This is a genomic window from Salipiger sp. ABF4_146, from assembly GCF_056161345.1.
The window spans coordinates 129,383-149,424 of sequence record NZ_JBSWYX010000012.1 but is presented as its reverse complement, the minus strand read 5'-3'; the positions used below and the strand labels follow the sequence as shown (position 1 = coordinate 149,424).

At 65.6% G+C, this 20,042-nt stretch carries 16 protein-coding genes; 8 read left to right on the top strand and 8 right to left on the bottom strand.

Translation table 11 applies throughout. The features are described from left to right. Positions 1–37 precede the first annotated feature (37 nt). A complete protein-coding gene (locus tag ACXAJT_RS18065; RefSeq protein ID WP_475237435.1) occupies positions 38–925 on the top strand; it encodes a LysR family transcriptional regulator ArgP in 888 nt (295 codons plus the stop codon). On the opposite strand, the gene ACXAJT_RS18060 is transcribed toward ACXAJT_RS18065, so the two are convergent. After that, positions 904–2,178, bottom strand: a complete 1,275-nt coding sequence (locus tag ACXAJT_RS18060; RefSeq protein WP_475237434.1) for an MFS transporter — start codon at positions 2,176–2,178, stop codon at positions 904–906. The genes ACXAJT_RS18065 and ACXAJT_RS18060 overlap by 22 nt on opposite strands. A 93-nt stretch (positions 2,179–2,271) precedes the next feature. Continuing rightward, on the bottom strand, positions 2,272–2,940 hold the full coding sequence (locus ACXAJT_RS18055; RefSeq protein WP_475237433.1) for a DNA-3-methyladenine glycosylase I: 669 nt from the start codon (positions 2,938–2,940) through the stop codon (positions 2,272–2,274). Positions 2,941–3,289: 349 nt separating this feature from the next. On the opposite strand from ACXAJT_RS18055, the gene thrS reads away from it, so the two are divergent. Then, complete coding sequence (gene thrS, locus ACXAJT_RS18050; protein ID WP_475237432.1) at positions 3,290–5,236, top strand: threonine--tRNA ligase; 1,947 nt, start codon at positions 3,290–3,292, stop codon at positions 5,234–5,236. Between the two features lie 74 nt (positions 5,237–5,310). On the opposite strand, the gene ACXAJT_RS18045 is transcribed toward thrS, so the two are convergent. After that, the gene (locus tag ACXAJT_RS18045) at positions 5,311–5,625 is read right to left on the bottom strand and encodes an arsenate reductase family protein (RefSeq protein ID WP_475237431.1); all 315 of its coding nucleotides are present in this window, start codon (positions 5,623–5,625) and stop codon (positions 5,311–5,313) included. A gap of 229 nt (positions 5,626–5,854) precedes the next feature. Here ACXAJT_RS18045 and ACXAJT_RS18040 point away from each other — a divergent pair, with 229 nt between their 5' ends. Beyond that, the gene (locus tag ACXAJT_RS18040) at positions 5,855–6,061 is read left to right on the top strand and encodes a cold-shock protein (RefSeq protein ID WP_008885598.1); all 207 of its coding nucleotides are present in this window, start codon (positions 5,855–5,857) and stop codon (positions 6,059–6,061) included. 121 nt (positions 6,062–6,182) lie between these two features. Here the strand turns inward: ACXAJT_RS18040 and ACXAJT_RS18035 are convergent, their stop codons facing one another. Then, positions 6,183–7,088, bottom strand: a complete 906-nt coding sequence (locus ACXAJT_RS18035; RefSeq protein WP_475237430.1) for a LysR family transcriptional regulator — start codon at positions 7,086–7,088, stop codon at positions 6,183–6,185. Between the two features lie 97 nt (positions 7,089–7,185). Here ACXAJT_RS18035 and metF point away from each other — a divergent pair, with 97 nt between their 5' ends. The 4 genes from metF (at position 7,186) to ACXAJT_RS18015 (ending at position 11,905) form a co-directional block, all read left to right on the top strand. Beyond that, a complete protein-coding gene (gene metF, locus ACXAJT_RS18030; RefSeq protein WP_475237429.1) occupies positions 7,186–8,052 on the top strand; it encodes a methylenetetrahydrofolate reductase [NAD(P)H] in 867 nt (288 codons plus the stop codon). A 286-nt stretch (positions 8,053–8,338) separates the two neighbouring features. Next, complete coding sequence (locus ACXAJT_RS18025; RefSeq protein WP_475237428.1) at positions 8,339–9,103, top strand: HAD-IIB family hydrolase; 765 nt, start codon at positions 8,339–8,341, stop codon at positions 9,101–9,103. 12 nt (positions 9,104–9,115) lie between these two features. Then, on the top strand, positions 9,116–10,336 hold the full coding sequence (locus tag ACXAJT_RS18020; protein ID WP_475237427.1) for a glycosyltransferase family protein: 1,221 nt from the start codon (positions 9,116–9,118) through the stop codon (positions 10,334–10,336). A gap of 183 nt (positions 10,337–10,519) precedes the next feature. Continuing rightward, complete coding sequence (locus tag ACXAJT_RS18015; protein WP_475237426.1) at positions 10,520–11,905, top strand: GntP family permease; 1,386 nt, start codon at positions 10,520–10,522, stop codon at positions 11,903–11,905. 48 nt (positions 11,906–11,953) lie between these two features. Here the strand turns inward: ACXAJT_RS18015 and ACXAJT_RS18010 are convergent, their stop codons facing one another. Next, the gene (locus ACXAJT_RS18010; protein WP_475237425.1) at positions 11,954–12,580 is read right to left on the bottom strand and encodes a DedA family protein; all 627 of its coding nucleotides are present in this window, start codon (positions 12,578–12,580) and stop codon (positions 11,954–11,956) included. 150 nt (positions 12,581–12,730) lie between these two features. Next, positions 12,731–14,464, bottom strand: coding sequence for an alpha-amylase family glycosyl hydrolase (locus ACXAJT_RS18005; RefSeq protein WP_475237424.1), 1,734 nt, complete (start codon positions 14,462–14,464; stop codon positions 12,731–12,733). Positions 14,465–14,865: 401 nt separating this feature from the next. Between ACXAJT_RS18005 and purU the strand changes: the two genes are divergently transcribed. Continuing rightward, on the top strand, positions 14,866–15,753 hold the full coding sequence (purU, locus tag ACXAJT_RS18000) for a formyltetrahydrofolate deformylase (RefSeq protein WP_475237423.1): 888 nt from the start codon (positions 14,866–14,868) through the stop codon (positions 15,751–15,753). Between the two features lie 180 nt (positions 15,754–15,933). On the opposite strand, the gene mfd is transcribed toward purU, so the two are convergent. Both mfd and ACXAJT_RS17990 read right to left on the bottom strand, forming a co-directional pair. Then, positions 15,934–19,431 carry a transcription-repair coupling factor gene (gene mfd / locus ACXAJT_RS17995; RefSeq protein ID WP_475237422.1) on the bottom strand — a complete coding sequence of 1,166 codons (3,498 nt, stop codon included), beginning with the start codon at positions 19,429–19,431 and terminating at the stop codon, positions 15,934–15,936. 31 nt (positions 19,432–19,462) lie between these two features. Next, positions 19,463–19,987 carry a component of SufBCD complex gene (locus ACXAJT_RS17990; RefSeq protein ID WP_475237421.1) on the bottom strand — a complete coding sequence of 175 codons (525 nt, stop codon included), beginning with the start codon at positions 19,985–19,987 and terminating at the stop codon, positions 19,463–19,465. Positions 19,988–20,042 lie beyond the last annotated feature (55 nt).

Here is a 20,042-nt window from a genome sequence, read left to right as displayed (position 1 = left end):
ACTAGTTAAACAATTTTATCCTGATTAAGACTGGCTAATGACTTGCGATCCCTCTCAACTGGCCGCGCTCGAAGCGGTGCTGCGGCTTGGCAGTTTTGACGCCGCCGCGCGGCAGCTTTTGGTGACGCCCTCGGCGATCTCGCAGCGGATCAAGGCGCTGGAGGATCGCGCCGGCGTTGCGCTGGTGATCCGCGCCGCGCCCTGCACCGCCACGCCCGCCGGCGCGCGCCTTGCGCGGCACGCGTCGGAGGTTGCCCTGCTGGAGGCTGCGCTGGCCCGCGATCTCGGTCATGACGTGGCGCAGGCCTCTCCGCGCGCCCGGCTGCGGCTGGCTGTGAACGCCGACAGCCTTGGCACGTGGTTTCTGCCGGCGCTCGCCGGGATGGAGATGCTGTTCGAAATCGTCGTCGATGATCAGGCGTTTTCCGCAGATTGGCTGCGGCGCGGCGAGGTCTCTGCGGCGATCTGCGACCACGCGCGCCCGGTGCAGGGGTGCGATGCGCTGCCGCTGGGACGGATGCGCTATCTGGCCACCTGCTCGCCGGATTTTCAGACCCGCTATTTTTCGGAGGGCACGACGCCCGAGGCCTTCGCCCGCGCGCCGATGCTGCAATTCGATGGCAAGGACGCGCTGCAGCACGACTGGCTGCGCCGCGTCACCGGCAGCCCGCTGCTGCCACCGGCGCACCGCATTCCGTCCACGCAGGGCTTTGTCGAGGCGGCGCGCCTCGGGATCGGCTGGGGCCTGAACCCCGAGCCGCTGGCCGCCCCGCTGCTGGCGACCGGGGCGCTTGTCTCGCTTGCTCCTGAACACCCCGAAGAAGTGGCCCTGCACTGGCAGGTGAACCGGCTTGTCTCGAGCGCCTTGGCGCCGCTCACCCGCGCGGTGCGGGCGCAGGCGCGTCAGGCGCTCTTGTCGCCCTGAGCCGGTGTCTCGACCTCACGCAAGCCAAGCGCGATGATCCCGCCCAGCAGGCTGAGCGCGGCAAAGCCCGCCAGCGCCGCCACCGGACCCAGCACCGCAAGCCCGCCGCCAATGGCCCCGGTCAGCAACAGCAGCCCGCCGATCAGCGTGTTGGCCAGCGCGGCGTAGCTGGCGCGCCCGTCTTCCGGTGCCATGTCCACAAGGTAGGTCGAACGGCCCTGCCGCACCCCCTGATAGGAGATCAGCAGCGCAAAGAGCAGCGCTGGTGTCACCCAGACCGGCCCGGTCCAGCCCAGCATCGCCGCCACCACCGCCAGCGCCATGGCCGCCGCCCCGGCAACACCCGAAAGGATCAGCACCTTGCGCGACGAGCGATCGGCGAGCCGCCCCCAGACCCAGCTCGACACAAAGGCCGCCAGCGCCGAGGCCAGAACCATCGCGCCAAGCTTTTGCAGCGCGCCTTGGTGGTTCTCCAGCAGCACCAGATAGGGCGGCGCCAGCGAGGTGACGGTGAGCGCGCCGCGGCAGGCGATGAACCGGCGGAACTGCGGGTCTTCTTTCAGCGGTGTGAGGTCGATCGGCTCTGACTGGGTTTCGGGTTCGCTGTCGGTTTCCTCCAAAGTCGAGAAAAGGGCCGCGGCGGCGAGCCACAGCGCCGCCGCAATGCCGATCGCCACGGCCACGGGTGGCACGTCTTGCAGCAGGCCCGACATCAGAAGCAGCGCAAAGGCCACGACCCCCGCCGAGGCGACCGAGCCCGCGGTGCCGGTGATCGAACCACGGCGGGTCTTCGAGACGGTCTTGCCCAGCACGTCCTTGTAGCTGACCGACGCCGCGGCGCGCGAGAGCGCCAGCAGCCCCAGCAGCACGCACAGCGCGATCCCCGCCGCGACCCCTTGCAGCGTCAGCGCGACCACGACCATCGCCGCCGCCGCCAGCCCCTGCCCGACCGACCCCGCGACCCAGACCCATTTGCGCTGTTTCGAGCGTCGCACCACCCCCGCCAGCAACAGCTGTGGTAGCAGCGCTCCGGCCTCGCGGATCGGCACCAGCAGGCCGGTGATCGCCGCCGGCGCCCCCAGCGTCTGCGCCAGCCATGTGAGTACGAGCTTGGGATTGATCAGCCCGTCGGCGAGCTTGGTCATCGACAGCGAAGCGACATGACGCAGCCCGTTGCGGGCCTCGGAGGGCGGCGCGCCATCCTCGCCTTCGGTGAGGGTGTCGTAGATCCGCGTCTCGTCGAGTTGTGTCATACTATGTTTGCCTGCCGCTGTTGCCATGCCGGTGGGTCCGGCAGGTTAACGCCACAGCCGGTCGGCAGGTTCCCGCTGATCTGCGCGCCCGCCTCAACCTGCGCTGCGCGCCAGCACCCGGCTGATGGTGGTAAGCGGCAGCCCGCTCTGCTCGGCCCAGAGGTTGAACGCCCCCTGAACCGCAGCCATTGCCTTGCGCGAGGTCGGAGGCTTGTCGATCACCCCTTCGGCCACCAGCCGCGCCACCACGTCGCGGCTGAGCAGATAGCCGTCCTTGCCCATGGCCCGCAGCATATAGGCCCCAGTATTCCCGCCGAGCCGCGCGCCATTGCGCTTGAGCCAATCGAGCAGCGCGTCGAACTCGGGTGCCGGCCAATCCGCGATGCGCCGCGCAAAGCTGCCGTGCTCGGCGGCGGTGTCGAGAATGAATACGGCATTGTCGCGGATCGCGGTGATCTTCGGCCCGGAGCGGATCACTCGGCGGTCCGACAGGAGTGCATCCAGCGCCTCCCCCTCGATCATCGACACGCGCCCCGGCTCGAACCCATGGAAGGCCTCTTCGATGCCGGGCCATTTCGCGTCCACCACCTTCCAGCTGATCCCAGCCTGAAAGATGCCGCGCGCCATCGCCGCAAGGAAGCGCGCGTCAGGCTGCGCGGCGATCTCTTCGGGCGGCAGCGGCGCAGGGATGTCGGCAAGTGCCGCCGTGCGTCCGCCATGACGGTCCGCGGCAATGTCGAGGATCTCTTCGAATGTGCGCATGCCCGTGCTCCGTAGCTCGGGGCACAGCGTGGCGCATCGCGCCCCGCTTGCCCAGCCCTTGCCGTTTTTGGGCTGGCGGATCTGCTGGAGACTTCGCCTTCCATTCTTGCGGCGGCGCGGTCGCGCAGCCCCGCCCCCGGGTGGTGCGGGGGCGCAGCCGTTTCGCAAACATCGAGGGGTGAGGGGGCGCTGCCCCCGCCGCGGCTGCGCCGCGACTCCCCCGGCGTATTTGGAAAGAGAAGAAGGGCGCTGGCTTGACACCCCTATCTCCGAGCGCCACAAGGCGGCACGACACATAACCCGCAACCGGGCGTTCCGTGGGCGCCAGACCGACGAGGAGACTAGGCCGATGAGCCAGATTTCCCTGACATTTCCTGATGGTAACGCGCGCGAATTCGAGCAGGGCGTGACCCCTGCCGAGGTCGCTGCCGCCATCTCCAAGAGCCTTTCGAAGAAGGCCATCTCCGCCACCGTGAACGGCGCGCATTGGGACCTGCAATGGCCCATCGACGGCGACAGCACGATCGCGATCCACACGTTGCAGGACGAGGATCAGGCGCTCGAGTTGATCCGCCACGATCTGGCGCACGTCATGGCGCGCGCCGTGCAGGAGATCTGGCCCGACACCAAGGTCACCATCGGCCCGGTCACCGAGACCGGCTGGTTCTACGATTTCGACCGCGCCGAACCCTTCACCCCCGAAGACCTCGGACAGATCGAAGCGAAGATGAAAGAGATCATCAACGCCCGCGACGAAGTGAAAACCGAGATCTGGGATCGCGACCGCGCCCGCACGTTCTATGAGGACGGCGGCGAGCCCTACAAGGTGGAGCTTGTGGACCGTATCCCCGAGGGGGCGCCGATCCGCATGTACTGGCACGGCGAGTGGCAGGACCTCTGCCGCGGGCCGCACCTGCAGCACACCGGCCAGTTGCCATCGGATGCCTTCAAGCTGATGGGCGTCTCGGGCGCCTATTGGTTCGGCGACACCGATCGCCCGATGCTGCAGCGGATCACCGGCGTGGCCTTCCGCAACCGCGACGAGCTGAAGAAGTACCTCAACTTCCTTGAGGAAGCCGCGAAGCGCGATCACCGCAAGCTGGGCCGCGAGATGGACCTGTTCCACCTGCAGCCCGAAGCGCCGGGGCAGATCTTCTGGCACCCCAACGGCTGGAAAATCTACACCACGCTGCAGGATTACATGCGTCGCCGCCAAGAGCGCGACGGCTATGTCGAGGTGAACACGCCGCAGGTTGTGGACCGCAAGCTGTGGGAAGCGTCGGGCCACTGGGACAACTACCAAGAGAATATGTTCATCGTCGAAGTGGACGAGGAGCATGCCCGCGAGAAGGCCATCAACGCGCTGAAACCGATGAACTGCCCGTGCCACGTGCAGGTGTTCAATCAGGGCCTGAAGTCCTATCGCGACCTGCCGCTGCGCATGGCCGAGTTCGGCTCGTGCAACCGTTACGAGCCCTCGGGCGCGCTGCACGGCATCATGCGGGTGCGCGGCTTTACCCAAGACGACGCGCATATCTTCTGCACAGACGATGAGATCGAGGCGGAGACCAAGAAGTTCATCGAGTTCCTCGCCTCGATCTATTCCGATCTCGGCTTTGCGAACTGGACCATCAAGCTGTCGACCCGCCCTGAAAAGCGTATCGGCTCCGACGAGAGCTGGGACCGCACCGAGGCGGCGCTTGGCGATGCCTGCAAGGCCGCGGGGTACGATTTCGAGCTGCAGGAAGGCGAAGGCGCCTTCTACGGCCCGAAGCTGGAGTTCACCCTGACCGACGCGATCGGCCGGGACTGGCAGTGCGGCACGCTGCAGGTGGACCCCAACCTGCCCGAGCGACTGGACGCGACCTACATCGGTCAGGACGGCGAGAAGCATCGCCCGGTGATGCTGCACCGCGCCGTGCTGGGCTCGTTCGAGCGGTTCATCGGCATCCTGATCGAGGAACACGCAGGCAAGCTGCCGTTCTGGCTGGCACCGCGTCAGGTGGTGGTCGCTTCGATCACCTCGGAAGCCGATGACTACGTGCATGAGGTCGTCGCCGCGCTGCGCGATGCGGGCGTGCGGGCGGAGGCCGACACACGCAACGAGAAGATCAACTACAAAGTGCGCGAGCACTCGGTCGGCAAGGTGCCGGTGATCCTTGCCGTGGGGCACCGTGAGGTCGAGGAACGCACCGTCACCGTACGCCGCCTTGGCGAGAAGCAGACCAAGGTGCAGGCGCTCGACGAGCTGGTTGCGGCGCTGTCGCTTGAGGCCACGGCCCCCGACCTGCGCTGATCCCGCCAGCGCGCACCAGACATGAGAAAGCCCCGGGCCAGCGCCCGGGGCTTTTTGGTGCTGCGTCATCCGGATCAGGCGGCCAGCGCCGCCTGCACGTCCTTGGACCAGCCAAGATGCATGCTCTCGCCATCGACGATCAGCGGGCGTTTCATCAACGTCGGATGCTCGGCCAGAAGCTCCAGCGGCGGGCGTGCCCGCTCTGCCTCGTCCAGCCCGCGCCACGTGGTCGAGCGGGTGTTCAGCAGCTTGTCGCCAAAGCGCGCGAACGCGTCTTCCAGCACCGCGCCCGGCACGCCATCGGCGCGCACGTCCTTGAAATCGGCCTGCGGCAGCGCCTTAAGCGCCTTGCGGCAGGTGTCACAGGTCTTCAGACCATAGATCAGCATACGCCATCTCCTTCATCTTCCGGGGACAATTTATTGCTTAATGCCGCGGGTGCGAAGCGTTTCGCTTGATTTTTACAGGCACCGTGCAACTCTTGGGATGTGACTTTCGATGATCAGACTAGGACTGCCACGAACTTTACTGGGACAGGCAACCACTTCCTGAGAGGCGAATGTGACGGGGCGCCCGCATTACGGGCAGAAACAGGAAAGTTGGAAGGAGCACGGAGACATGCCGAGCGGCACCGTGAAATGGTTCAATACCACCAAAGGCTACGGCTTCATCGCACCTGAGGAAGGCGGCAAGGACGTATTCGTTCATATCTCTGCTGTTGAGCGTTCTGGGCTCACCGGCCTCGCCGACAATCAGAAAGTGAGCTACGAGCTCAAGGAAGGTCGCGACGGGCGCATGATGGCGTCTGACCTCAAAACACTTTAAAATCAGCATCTTGAGAAAATGACCCTCCCCCTTCTTGGGGTCGGGTCGCACAAGGCTTTGCCTGCGCGTCGGCCTGAATCGGGGTCCGGCGCGTCTTGCTGTTGCGCAGGCCTGCCCCGAGCTACTGGGTTTGCAGGCGTTTCGCCTCCTGCCCGGCCAGCCGGATCAGGTCTTGCATGAACGGCTTTTCAAGGTCCTCGGTGCGCGTCGCCGCATAGAGCCGGCGGGTGATCCCGGCTTCGGTCAGCGGGCGGGTGACGTAGTCGGAATTGTATTTCACCTCGCGCACCACCCAGTCCGGCAAAACCGAAACCCCGCGATTCGATGCAACCAATAGCAGAATCACCGCAGTGAGTTCCACTTGGCGAATCGCCGCCGGTTCCACCTTTGCCGGGCTCAGCAATTGCGAGAAGATATCCAGCCGCGAGCGCTCCACCGGATAGGTGATCAGCGTCTCGCCGCGAAAGTCCTGCGCCTCGATCCACGGCTTATCGGCCAACGGATGCTGCGACGAGGCGACAAAGACCGGGTGATATTCGAACAATGGGGTGAAGGTGACACCGGGCAGGTCTTCGGGGTCGGACGAGATCACCACGTCGACCTCTTCTTTCATCAGGGCGGGCAGCGCGTCGAAGGCAAGTCCGGGGCGAATGTCCACATCGACGTCGCCCCAGCTTTTGCGGAACGCCTCGAGCACGGGAAAAAGCCATTCGAAACAAGCATGACATTCGATCGCGATATGCAGCCGCCCGGCCGATCCCTTGCGCAACCCGTCAAACTCGGCCAGCGCCGCATCGACCTGCGGCAGCACCTGATCGGCCAAGCGCAACAGCCGCAGCCCCGCCGCCGAAAGCTTCATCGGCTTCGAGCGGCGCACGAAGAGCTCCACTCCGGCCTGATCCTCCAGACCCTTGATCTGGTGCGAGAGGGCAGATTGCGTTATGTTCAGCTGATCGGCGGCACGCGCGAGCCCCCCGGCCTCATGGATGGCCTTGATCGTGCGCAGGTGACGGAACTCGATGTGCATCCTCGCGTTCGCCTCATGTTGTTCTTGAGAAGTATGAGTTTGTCTCACGGACGCTCTTCTGTCACAAGGACCGAAATCCAAACTGGAGTCCCGGCCCATGACGCGCCCCGACATCTCTTTCGAATTCTTTCCGCCCCGCAACATCGAGGCGACCTTCCGCCTGTGGGACACTGTGCAGGCGCTGTCGCCTCTGGGCCCCCGGTTCATGTCGGTCACCTATGGCGCCGGTGGCACCACCCGCGAGCTGACCCGTGACGTCGTCGCCACGCTGCACAAGAACTCCGGCCAGCGCATCGCGGCGCATCTGACCTGCGTCGACGCCACCCGCGAAGAGACGCTGGCCATCGCGCGCCAGTTCCAAGAGGTCGGCGTGACAGACATCGTGGCGCTGCGCGGCGACCCGCCCAAAGGCTCCAACGGTTTTGCCCCGCACCCCGAGGGTTTCCGCTCGTCGGTCGAGTTGATCGAGGCGCTGCGCGAAGCGGGCGACTTCACCATCCGTGTCGGCGCCTACCCCGACAAGCACCCCGAGGCCCCCACCGCCACTTCGGACGTGGAATACCTCAAGCGCAAGTTCGACGCAGGCGCGTCTGAAGCGCTGACGCAGTTCTTCTTTGAGGCCGAGAGCTTCTTCCGCTTCCGCGACGAATGCGAGAAGGCCGGCATCGACAAGCCGATCGTGCCGGGCATCCTGCCGATCGAAAACTGGAAAGGCGCGCGCCGCTTCGCCGAGGCCACCGGCACCAAGATCCCCGCATGGGTGATCGAGGCCTTTGAAAAGGCCGAGCGCGACGGGCGGCAAGACCTGCTGGCCACGGCGATGTGCACCGAGCTTTGCAACGATCTGCTGGAAGGCGGCGTCGACAAGCTGCACTTCTACACGCTCAACCGTCCCGAGCTGACCCGCGACGTCTGCTACGCCCTTGGCGTGACGCCGGACAACAAGCTCGAGAACGTGGCCTGAGGGCATTTGCGAGCGCTGGCCCGTCCCGGCGGGCTGGCGCTTTTTCATCGTGGCACGGCGTTCGATTTTTCAAACGAACTTGGCCGAGATAAAGCGCGGACCTCACTCGACGGTGCGCCCCCCCTCGGGCCGGCGCTCGCCCGGCTCCGCCTCCTCATACTCCGTGTGGCCACTGCCTCTTTTTCCACCCAAGCCCCGCATCTTAGTCATTTCCTAGACGCGGGCCTGTTCCCTTCCCCGATGCCTTCGGCTTAACTCATCTCGGGGATAATAGAAGGAGCAGGGTTTGCGGCTGGCGGTTTTCACCGATCTCGACGGGACGCTGCTCGATCATGGCAGCTACTCCTACGCGGCGGCGCAGCCCGCGCTGGATGCGCTGAAGTCCCGTGGAATTCCGCTGATCCTCGCCTCCTCCAAGACCGCCGCCGAGATCGCGCCGCTGCATGCAGAGCTTGGCCTCGGCGACTGGCCCGCCATCGTCGAAAATGGCGCCGACCGGATCGCGCCCGGCGCCCTGCCTGAAGACGCGCCCGACTACGCAAAACTGCGCGCCGCGCTGGCAGGCCTGCCGGAGCATGCGCAGCACTTCCGGGGCTTCGGCGATATGGACGCCGCCGAGGTGGCGCGGGTCACCGGCCTGCCGCTTGATGGTGCCGCCCTCGCCCGCAAGCGCCGCTTCACGGAACCCGGCCTCTGGGCGGGCAGCGAAGATGAGCAGGATGCCTTCCTTGCCGCACTCGCAAAACAGGGCATCCACGCCCGCAAGGGCGGCCGCTTTCTGACCCTGTCGTTCGGCGGCACCAAGGCGCAGCAGATGGCGGGCATTCTGCGCGACCTCGGCTGCGACACGTCCATCGCGCTTGGCGATGCCCCCAACGACATCGAGATGATCGAGACCGCCGATCACGGCGTCATCATCCGCAATGACCACGGCAACGGCATCCCGCCCTTGCCGGGCGAGCGGACAGGACGCATCCGCCGCACGGCCCTGCCTGGCCCCGAAGGCTGGAACACCGCCATTCTTTCACTACTCGACGACCTCGGGCTCTAGGAGATCACCGCCATGGCCGACTTCCAGCAGAACGGCAATATCGCCCAGTTCCACAACCTGCGCTCGCGCCCCATCGAGGAGATGATCTACGAGCTTGAAACCTACGCGCAGAGCCGGAAGATCTCGCTGATCCTGCCCTCGCTCTACTCCGAACTGGAAGGCGACGCGCTGCCCAATATCCTGAGCGAGTTGAGCAAGGTCACCTACCTGCACCGCATCGTCATCGGCCTCGACCGCGCCGACGAGGCGCAATACCGCCACGCCCGCGAGTTCTTTTCGGTGCTGCCGCAGCAGACCACGGTGATCTGGAACGACAGCCCGCGGATGCTGCAGATCATGGGCCGGCTCGAGGCCCTTGGCCTTGCGCCGCAGGAGCCGGGCAAGGGCAAGAACGTCTGGGGCTGCATGGGCTATCTGATCTCCTGCGCCGACAGCGCCGTGATGGCGATCCACGATTGCGACATCGTCACCTACACGCGCGAACTGCTTGACCGGCTGGTTTATCCGGTGGCCAACCCGACCTTCAGCTATCAGCTGTCGAAGGGCTATTACCCGCGTGTGGGGGGCGGCAAGCTCAATGGCCGCGTCACCCGCCTGCTGGTCTCGCCGCTGCTGATCGCGCTGAAGCGCACCATCGGCGACCGCGACTACATCGACTACCTGCGCGCCTTCCGCTATCCGCTCTCGGGTGAAATGGCACTGCGCACCGGCCTGCTGCCGGACCTGCGCATCCCCTCGGACTGGGGGCTGGAGATCGGTGTATTGTCAGAGGCATGGCGCAACCTCGGCCCGCGTCAGGTCTGTCAGGTCGAGATCGCCGACATCTACGATCACAAGCATCAGGATCTGTCACAGGAAGACGCCGGCAAGGGCCTGTCGCGCATGTCGGTCGACATCTGCAAGGCGATCTTCCGCAAGCTTGCCGCCGACGGCACGGTGTTCACACCGCACGTCTTCCGCACGCTGAAGGCCACCTACTACCGCTCGGCGCTCGATCTGCTGGAGGCCTATTCCGCCGACGCCAAGATGAACGGCCTGTCGATCGACCGCCACGCCGAAGAGCGCAGCATCGAGATGTTCGGCGAAAACATCGTGCGCGCCGGACAGTTGTTCATCGAGAACCCGCAGGAGACGCCCTTCATCCCGACGTGGAACCGGGTGCATTCGGCGGATCCGACGCTTCTGGCGGATTTTCGCGCCGCGGTGGCCGCCGACGAGGCCGAATTCGGCTGACGGCCGCCGACCTCACGTCACAGTGATCACAGATCCCTTGCGACGTCGCGTCGGTCACCGGGGCGTCGCATTGACCTGCCCTAAGTCTCGTCCGAGTAGAGGATTTTTTAAAACCCTGCCCGCGCCGGACCTCCCATGCCGGTGCCTCCCCGCGGGGTGCTTCAAATCGAGAGGAGGAGAAGAATGGGTCTTATCGGGATTATTCTGTCGCTCGGCCTGCTGATGTATCTGGCCTACCGCGGCATCAACGTGCTGATCCTTGCACCGCTTCTGGCCATGCTGGCCGTGCTGATGTCGGGCGGGCTGCCGGTTCTGGCCACCTACACGCAGGTCTTTATGGAGTCGCTGGGCGGCTATGTGATCACCTACTTCCCGCTGTTCCTGCTTGGCGCGATCTTCGGCAAGGTCATGGCCGATGGCGGCGCCGCACGGACCATCGCCGAAAAGATCGTCGCATGGGTCGGCGGCGAGCGCGCCATTCTCGCGGTCGTTCTGGCCTGCGGTGTGCTGACCTTCGGCGGCGTGTCGCTTTTTGTCGTCGCCTTTGCGATCTACCCGATCGCCAACGCGCTGTTCCGCCGCGCCGACGTGCCCAAGCGCCTGCTGCCTGCCGCCATCGCACTTGGCTCGTTCACGTTCACCATGACCGCCTTCCCCGGCACCCCGGCAATCCAGAACGCCATCCCGATCCCGTTCTTCGGCACCAACGTCTTTGCGGCGCCGCTGCTCGGCACGCTGGCGGGGATCATCATGCTGGCGGGCGGGACGCTGTGGCTGAGCCGCCGCGCCAAGGCGGCGCAGGGCCGCGGCGAGGGCTACGGCACGCATGAGCGGACGGCGGCGGATTCCACCCTGCCCGAGGACGCCAGCCGCCCCGGCTTCGCCGCCGCCATCGCCCCGGTGATCGCGGTGATTGCGATCAACGCGCTGCTCACCTACCTCGTGTTCCCCAGTATGAGCGCCGACTACCTCGCCGATCCGCAATATGGCGAGACCTCGCTGTCGCGTGTCGCGGGCATCTGGGCGATCATCGTCTCGCTGGTCGTGTCGATCATCCTCGCGCTGGCCCTGAACTGGCGGCGCTTCGCGGATGTGAAAGAGACGGTGAACAACGGCACCATGGGCTCGCTGCTGCCGATCTTCAACACCGCCTCCGAGGTGGGCTACGGCGCGGTCATCGCCTCGCTGCCCGCCTTCGCGCTGATCCGCGATGCGGTGCTGGGGCTGTTCCCCGACAATCCCGTCGCCTCGCTGGCGGTCGCCGTCAACGTGCTGGCAGGCATCACCGGTTCGGCCTCGGGCGGCATGTCGATCGCGCTCAACGCGCTTGGCGAGCAGTTCGCGGCGATGGGCATGGATCAGGGCGTAAGCATGGGCCTGATGCACCGGGTGACGGCGCTGTCCTCGGGCGGCTTCGACGCACTGCCGCACAACGGCGCGGTGATTACCTTGCTGGCCATCACCGGCATGACCCACAAGAAAAGCTATGGCGATATCTTCATGGTCGCGGTGGCGATCCCGGTCTTCGCCACGATCACCGTGATCGTGCTGGGCTCGCTGGGTCTCTGAGCCATCTGCACCGCACCCAAAAAAAGGGGCGCTCCCGCGCCCCTTTTTTCATGCCTGGCTCTGCGCCGTTTTGCGCTTTTTCCGCAGCCCGTAGGTGGCCACGCGCCAAACGTAGAGACCAACGATCCCCGCCACCACCGCCGTCGACACCGGGTCCAGCCAACCGACCACCAGCCGGTATTGCGAGCCAAGCAGGAACCCAGCGCAGGCAAGAAAGGCGGTCCAGCTGACCGTGCCCACCGCCGAGAAGGCCATGAAGCTGCCCAGCGGCATCCGCGCGACCCCGGCGGGCACAGAGATGAAGGTACGCACCGTCGGGATCAGGCGCCCGATCAGCACCGCGCTGCCGCCGTGGCGCGCAAACCACTCGTTCGAGCGATCGAGGTCTTCGGGCAGGATGGTCAGCCAGCGCCCATGCCGCGCCGCAAGCCGCTTCAGCCGCCGCGTGCCCAGCTTGCGCCCGATCCAGTACCAGAACAGCGCCCCGGCCAGCGACCCGATCGAGCCCGCCACGATCACCCACAGAAGATGCTCGGTCCCGGCGGCGGCGTTGAAGCCGCCCAGCGGCATGATCAGCTCGGAGGGAATGGGCGGAAAGACATTCTCGAGAAACATCAGCACGCCGATGCCGAACGCCCCCACCGCGTCGATAAACCCCGAGATCCAGTCGAACATGCCGCCTCCAAATGTTTGCCGTCACAAACGCGCGGCGGTGCCCCAAAGTTCACCCGCGGCTTCGTCTAGACACAAATATCCCGGGGGAGTCCGCCAGCGGCGGACGGGGGCAGCGCCCCCTTCCCTGCGCGCCCCCTTCCCTGCGCGCCGCTAGCCCTGGTTCGAGATCCAGCGGCACTGATAGGGTGCCAGCGTCACCGGCCCGGCCTCGATGGTCTCGCCGGACAGCAGGTCGACCCAATGTTCGTCGGCGATGAGGTTGAGCCCCTCGTGCGGGATCACCACCTCTTCGTCGCTGCAATTGTGCAGCGCAAAGATCGACTGCGCCCGGTCCAGAGACTGCCGCCACAGGCCGAACACGCGCTCATCGAGGTTGAGCGTGAACTGCGTGGCATTGGGATGGAACCCCGCCTGCTCGGCGCGCAGCTTGAGCCGGTCGGACAGCATCTCCAGCACCTGCGCGTGGACCGTATCGGGATCGTCCAGCAGCGCGTTGAGCTGGCCGTAGTCCCAGCGGTGGCGGTTGATCGCCCGGTTCATGCCGCGCCGCTGCACCGCGTCGAGATCGTTCGGCGTGCCCAGCATCGAGTGAATGTAGAAGGCCGGAATGCCTTCCAGCGACATGACGATGGTCTGCGAGCAGAGGAACCGCGCAAGATGATGGGCATCCGCGCCTTTGTAAGTCCGGGCCATGGCGGCAAAGAAGGCGCAGTTTAGCTCGTAGACGCTTTCGCCCCCGCCCGGCAGCGACCGCATCGAGGCCAGCCCGCCCAGGTCCTTGGCGGTGTCGATGACCTTGCCGACCTCTTCGGGCGGCAGCAGCCCCTCGGCGGGGCGCATGCCGATGCCGTCATGGCTGGCGGTGAAGTTGAGATAGGCGCAGCCCAGCGGCGCCGGCGGCATCGCCCGCTGCCAGTCGTTGAGATATTTCGCCGTTCCCGCCATCATCGCGTGCAGCACCAGCGGTGGCAGCGGGAAGTTGTAGACCATATGCGCTTCGTTGCGATGTCCGAAGTACGAGAGGTTCTCGGCCTTGGGCACATTGGTCTCGGTCAGCAGGATGACGCTCTCGGTGGCGTAATCCATCAGCAGCCGCAGCAGGCGGATGACAGCGTGGGTCTGCGGCAAGTGGATGCAGTTGGTGCCGATCTCTTTCCAAAGAAAGGCCACCGCGTCGAGCCGGATGATCCGCACGCCATTGTCGATATGCAGGCGGATGATGCGCAGGATCTCCAGCAGCACCTCGGGGTTGCGGAAATCCAGATCGATCTGGTCGTGGCTGAAGGTGCACCAGACATGGCGCGTGCCCATCGCCGTCTCGACCTCCTGCAGCAGCGGCGTGGTGCGCGGGCGCACCACCATCGACACGTCATCCGACGGGTCGGCCTCGAAGAAGAACTTGTCGTAGGGTTTCTGCCCCTGCCGGTAGGCGTTGAACCACACCCCCTGCGACGAGACATGGTTGAGCACCAGATCCGACATCAGGTGAAACTCATCGCCGATGCGGGTGATGTCCACCCAGTCGCCCAGTTGCGGGTTCACCTTGCGATAGTCGGTCACCGCAAAGCCGTCGTCCGAGGTGAACGGGAAGAACGGCAGCACGTGCACGCCGTTGACCACGCCCTTCATGCGCGTGCGCAGGAAGTGGTTCATCAGGTCAAGCGGCTTGTGGCTGCCGTCGATCAGGCTGTCGCCATAGGTGATCAGCACCGCGTCCTTCTGCGACCACAGGTTATTACCCGGCTTGCGCGGCTGGCGGCGGCGGCCTTTCGTCTCGGGCCAGAAGGCATCGATGACCTGACTGGACAGGATGTCGGCGTTGAGATCGGGGTAGATGAAATGCAGAAGTTCTGAAAGGCGGGCGCTGAAGGAGGGTTCGGTCATGAAAACGGGTCTCGACGGGTCCGGGTTGGGAGGACCGGAAAGCCGGGGACGGCGCGGAATTCCGGGCACTTCCCCTTGGGTTAAGCCCTCCCTGCATATTTCACAAGCGGTTAGTCGGTAAACCCACTTCGCACACGCATGTTCTCAGGCCCCTGCCGCCTGCTCATTGAGCGCCGCTGTCCGATCGCCGCGGCGCGCCCGCGCTGCCGCAAGACACCCCGCCCGCCGGCACCGGCTGTTTCCGATTGCAGCCCTGTCGCATCTGCCAAGAAACATGTCGCCCCGGCACCGCGCCAGCGCAGTAACTTGCGCTTTGATGGCGCGGTATTCCGCTTGACCTCCCCCGACGCAGGCGGCAGCGACATCTCCAGACAGATCTTCGGGAAAGAAACGGATCGACCATGAGCTCCTCCTACGCCCTCACCGTGCAATGCCCCTCGACCCGCGGCATCGTCGCCGCCATCTCCGGCTTTCTGGCCGAGCAGGGCTGCAATATTACCGACAGCGCCCAGTTCGACGATCTGGCCACCGGCAACTTCTTCATGCGCGTCAGCTTCCGCAGCGAGACCGGCGCGGACATCGCCGCGCTCGAAGCGGCCTTCCCCGCCGTGGCCGAAAACTTCGACATGAATTTCGCCTTCCATGACGAGATGACGAAGATGAAGGTGGTGGTGATGGTCAGCCGTTTTGGCCATTGCCTCAACGACCTGCTCTACCGCTGCCGCATCGGCGCGCTGCCGGTCGAGATCGTCGCGGTGATCTCCAACCACATGGACTACCAGAAGGTGGTGGTGAACGCCGACATTCCCTTCCACTGCATCAAGGTCACCAAGGAGAACAAGCCGCAGGCCGAAGCGGCGATCATGCAGGTGGTCGAGGATGCAGGCGCCGAGCTGATCGTGCTGGCGCGCTACATGCAGATCCTCAGCGACGAGATGTGCCGCAAGATGTCGGGGCGGATCATCAACATCCACCACTCGTTCCTGCCCAGCTTCAAGGGCGCCAACCCCTACAAGCAGGCCTACCAGCGCGGCGTGAAGCTGATCGGCGCGACCTCGCATTACGTCACCGCCGATCTCGACGAAGGCCCGATCATCGAGCAGGACATCGTGCGTGTCACCCACGCGCAATCGCCCGAGGACTACGTCTCGCTGGGCCGCGACGTCGAGGCGCAGGTGCTGGCCCGCGCGATCCACGCCCATGCCCACCGCCGAGTGTTCATCAACGGCGACAAGACCGTGGTCTTCCCGGCCTCGCCGGGCAGCTACAGCTCCGAACGAATGGGCTGAGACGCGGCGCGTCTGCCAGATATCCCCGCCGGCGGCACGCTGCGGCCTGCCTCCGGCGGGGATATTTTCATCTAGACGAAGCGGCAGCGCCCCTCGCTTCGTCTAGACCCAAATATCCCGGGGGAGAGGCGCGCAGCGCCTCGGGGGCAGAGCCCCCTCTTCCTCGGGCCTTGGTCTTCCTCAGGCCTTCTTCGCCTTGCGCGGCTTCACGGTCCCCGCCTTCTCGGCAAGGTCGCGGGCGATGGCGAACGCGCCCTTGATCTTGTCGACGTCATTGGCCCAGTCGCGGCGCACGACGATCTTGTTGTCCTTGATCTTCGCCAGCCCATTCTGATCCTGAATGAACTGCACCAGCCCCTCGGGCTTGGCGAACTTGTCGTTGTGGAACTGGATCGTCGCGCCCTTCGGCCCGCCGTCGAGCTTGGAGATGCCGGCGCGCTTGCACATCGCCTTGATCCGCACCACCAGCATCAGCGTGTTGACCTCCTTCGGCAGCTTGCCGAACCGGTCGATCAGCTCGGCGGCGAAGCCCTCAAGCTCGACCTTGGTGGTCAGTTCCGACAGCCGCCGGTAGAGTCCAAGACGCACATCCAGATCGGGCACGTAGTCTTCGGGGATCAGCACCGGCACACCAAGGTTGATCTGCGGCGCCCACTGCCCGTCTTCGTCGGTCAGCCCCTCAAGCTCACCCGACTTGATCTTGGCGATCGCCTCTTCGAGCATCGACTGGTAAAGTTCATAGCCCACATCGCGCATCTGGCCCGATTGCTCATCGCCCAGAAGATTGCCGGCGCCGCGGATATCGAGGTCTTGGCTGGCCAGCGTGAACCCCGCCCCAAGCGTGTCGAGCGAGCCCAGAACCCGCAGGCGCTTTTCAGCGCTGTCGGTGAGCTTGGTGCGCGGCTTGGTGGTGAGATAGGCATAGGCGCGGGTCTTCGAGCGCCCCACCCGGCCGCGGATCTGGTAAAGCTGCGACAGCCCGAACATGTCGGCGCGGTGCACCACCATCGTGTTGGCGGTGGGAATGTCGAGGCCGCTCTCGACGATCGTGGTGGCCAGAAGCACGTCGAATTTGCCGTCGTAGAAGGCGTTCATCCGGTCGTCGAGCTCGCCCGCCGCCATCTGTCCATGCGCCACCACGAAGGAGACCTCGGGCACCTGTTCGCGCAGGAATTCCTCTATTTCGGGAAGATCCGAAATGCGCGGCACCACGAAGAAGCTCTGGCCGCCGCGGTAGTGCTCGCGTAGCAAAGCCTCGCGGATGGTCACCGGGTCGAACTCGGACACATAGGTGCGGATCGACAGCCGGTCCACCGGCGGCGTGCCGATGATCGACAGATCGCGCACGCCGGACAGGGAAAGTTGCAGCGTGCGCGGGATCGGCGTCGCCGTCAGCGTCAGCACGTGGATGTCCGAGCGCAACTGCTTCAGCCGTTCCTTGTGACCGACGCCGAAATGCTGCTCTTCGTCGATGATCAGCAGACCGAGGTTGTTGAAGCGGATGTTCTTCGACAGCAGCGCATGGGTGCCGACGGCGATGTCCACCGTGCCCTTGGCGATGCCGTCGCGGGTCTTTGCGGCCTCGCCCGAGGTGACGAAGCGCGACAGCGGCGCGACGTTGAGCGGGAAGCCCCGGAAGCGTTCGGCAAAGCTCTTGTAGTGCTGGCGGGCGAGCAGCGTGGTGGGGGCGATCACCGCCACCTGCACGCCGGACATGGCGGCGACGAAGGCGGCGCGCATCGCCACCTCGGTCTTGCCAAAGCCCACATCGCCGCAGATCAGCCGGTCCATCGGGGTGCCGCTGGTCATATCGCCCAGCACGTCCTCGATGGCGCCCAGTTGGTCGTCGGTCTCGGTGTAGGGGAAGCGCGCGCAGAAGCTTTCCCACGCGCCGGGCGGCGGGTCGATGATCGGCGCCTTGCGCAGCGCGCGCTCCGCCGCGACGCGGATGAGCTTGTCGGCCATCTCGCGGATGCGTTCCTTGAGACGGGCCTTTTTGGCTTGCCACGCGCCACCGCCGAGCTTGTCGAGCAGCCCCTCGTCATGGCCGTAGCGCGACAGCAGTTCGATGTTTTCCACCGGCAGGTAAAGCCGCGCGCCTTCCGCGTATTCCAGCAGCAGGCATTCATGCGCCGCGCCGGCGGCGGTGATCACCTCGAGCCCCTGATAGCGCCCGATGCCGAAATCCACGTGCACCACCAGATCGCCGGGGCTAAGCGATTGCGCCTCGGTGAGAAAGTTCTCGGCCTTGCGGCGCTTTTTCGGGGCGCGGATCAGCCGGTCGCCCAGCACGTCCTGTTCAGAGATCACGGTGATCTTCTGCCCGGCCTTGGGGTCGCCCCATGGCGCGACAAAGCCCTGCTCCAGTCCCCAGACCGCCAGATGCAGCCCGCGCTTGCCGATACGGGTGCCATCCATCACCGGGATCGCTTCGGCCAGACCTTCATCCTCGATCAGGCCGGTGAGACGCTCGCGCGCGCCCTCCGACCATGAGGCGATCAGCACCGGCCCCTCGGCGAGTTGTTTCTTCACGTGATCGGCCAGCGCGGAGAAGAGGCTGATGTTTTCCTGCTGGCGTTCGGGCGCGAAGCTGCGCCCGATGCGCCCGCCGGCGTCCACCACGCTTGGCCCGCTGGCGTGTGGCAGCGGGTTGAACTGCACCACGCGGCGCGCGCCGATGGCCGCGTCCCAACCCGGCTCGTCGAGATAAAGCAGCCCCGGCGGCACCGGCTTGTAGACCGAGTCGATGCGGCCCTTCTGCGTCATCGCGTGGCGGCGCGTCTCGTATTGATCGGTGATGCTCTCCCAGCGCGCCAGCCGCGCCGGGGTGATCTGATCATCCAGCAGCACCGGCGCGCCGGGCAGATAGTCGAACAGCGTCTCCAGCCGCTCGTGGAAAAACGGCAGCCAATGCTCCATGCCCTGCGTCTTGCGCCCGGCGCTGACCGCTTCGTAAAGCGGGTCGTCCGAGCCCGCCGCGCCAAACTCGATACGGTAATTCTGCCGGAACCGGGTGATCGCCGCCTCGTCGAGGATCACCTCCGAGACCGGCGCCAGTTCCACCACATCGAGCTTGTCGGTGGTGCGCTGGCTGACCGGATCGAAGCGCCGCGCGCCGTCGAGCACGTCGCCGAACAGATCGAGCCGCACCGGCCCGCCCTCGCCCGGCGGAAAGATGTCGATGATGCCGCCGCGGATCGCATAGTCGCCCGGCTCATGCACCGTGGGGGCGTTGGAAAAGCCCATGCGCACGAGGAAATTGCGCAGCGCCGCCTCGTCGACCCGTTCACCGACGCGCGCCGCGTACGCCGCCTCGCGCAGCACATCGCGCGCGGGGATGCGCTGCATCGCCGCCGACAGCGTGGTCAGCAGCACGTAGCGCTGCGGCATCCCATGCACCAGCCCTGCGAGGGTGGACATGCGGGTGGCGGAAATATCGGGGTTGGGCGACACCCGATCATAAGGCAGGCAATCCCAGCCGGGAAAGCTGACCACCGGCATGTCGGGCGCAAAGAAGGCCAAAGCCTCGCGCATGGCCGCAAGGCGCTTGTCGTCGCGGGCGATATGCAGCACGGGTCCGCCGGTCTTTTCGACCTCGGCGAGCACGAGCTTGGCGTCGAACCCCTCGGGCGCGCCGCCCATGGTGATACCGGCCATCTGGGTAAGTGACTGGGACATGCCGCTCAAATGGCGCGCCCACCGCCCCGCGTCAACCGAGAACGCCGTGTCCGAGGTTCTGATACATGCCCCACATGGCGGTGACGAAGATCGAGATCATGCCGATCACCTGTACCCAGAAGCGGTGCACCGTCAGCTTGCGCCACAGCGCCTCGCCGCTGAGCCGTCGGTTGCGGATGCGCTCGGCCGTGGCGATGCCCATCAGCCCGACGATCGACAGCGGGAAGCCCAGCAGGAACAGCGCCTGCGCAAATTCGATATCGTACCAGAAACCAAGGCTCGCCAGCGTTGCCAGCAGCGCCGCGCCAAGCCCGACCACCCAAAGTCCGGCTTCCTCGATGATGAACAGCCGGCGGTTCACGTTGATCCGCACCATGTCCTCGAGGTCCTGCGCCGCCTGCCCGCCGTGCCGGCGCGCGCGCCCCACCATGTCGAAGGGCACGCCGAGCACCCAGTGGCTGGTGGTCGACCATGTCACCGCAAGCGCAATCCAGAACCACAGGTTGGAGAACGACCGCAAGTCGATGGTTTCGGAGACGAGACCGGTCAAATCCACGGCGTATCCACTCTTTCAGTCGGGCCGGGGCTGGCCCATTCACCTCTTGCCGGCC

What these genes read in the sequence shown, in the direction of transcription:
- ACXAJT_RS18065 (WP_475237435.1), top strand. Translation starts at nt 38, where the DNA reads ATGACTTGCGATCCCTCTCAACTGGCCGCGCTCGAAGCGGTGCTGCGG.
- ACXAJT_RS18060 (WP_475237434.1), bottom strand. Translation starts at nt 2,178, where the DNA reads ATGACACAACTCGACGAGACGCGGATCTACGACACCCTCACCGAAGGC.
- ACXAJT_RS18055 (WP_475237433.1), bottom strand. Translation starts at nt 2,940, where the DNA reads ATGCGCACATTCGAAGAGATCCTCGACATTGCCGCGGACCGTCATGGC.
- thrS (WP_475237432.1), top strand. Translation starts at nt 3,290, where the DNA reads ATGAGCCAGATTTCCCTGACATTTCCTGATGGTAACGCGCGCGAATTC.
- ACXAJT_RS18045 (WP_475237431.1), bottom strand. Translation starts at nt 5,625, where the DNA reads ATGCTGATCTATGGTCTGAAGACCTGTGACACCTGCCGCAAGGCGCTT.
- ACXAJT_RS18040 (WP_008885598.1), top strand. Translation starts at nt 5,855, where the DNA reads ATGCCGAGCGGCACCGTGAAATGGTTCAATACCACCAAAGGCTACGGC.
- ACXAJT_RS18035 (WP_475237430.1), bottom strand. Translation starts at nt 7,088, where the DNA reads ATGCACATCGAGTTCCGTCACCTGCGCACGATCAAGGCCATCCATGAG.
- metF (WP_475237429.1), top strand. Translation starts at nt 7,186, where the DNA reads ATGACGCGCCCCGACATCTCTTTCGAATTCTTTCCGCCCCGCAACATC.
- ACXAJT_RS18020 (WP_475237427.1), top strand. Translation starts at nt 9,116, where the DNA reads ATGGCCGACTTCCAGCAGAACGGCAATATCGCCCAGTTCCACAACCTG.
- ACXAJT_RS18015 (WP_475237426.1), top strand. Translation starts at nt 10,520, where the DNA reads ATGGGTCTTATCGGGATTATTCTGTCGCTCGGCCTGCTGATGTATCTG.
- ACXAJT_RS18010 (WP_475237425.1), bottom strand. Translation starts at nt 12,580, where the DNA reads ATGTTCGACTGGATCTCGGGGTTTATCGACGCGGTGGGGGCGTTCGGC.
- ACXAJT_RS18005 (WP_475237424.1), bottom strand. Translation starts at nt 14,464, where the DNA reads ATGACCGAACCCTCCTTCAGCGCCCGCCTTTCAGAACTTCTGCATTTC.
- purU (WP_475237423.1), top strand. Translation starts at nt 14,866, where the DNA reads ATGAGCTCCTCCTACGCCCTCACCGTGCAATGCCCCTCGACCCGCGGC.
- mfd (WP_475237422.1), bottom strand. Translation starts at nt 19,431, where the DNA reads ATGTCCCAGTCACTTACCCAGATGGCCGGTATCACCATGGGCGGCGCG.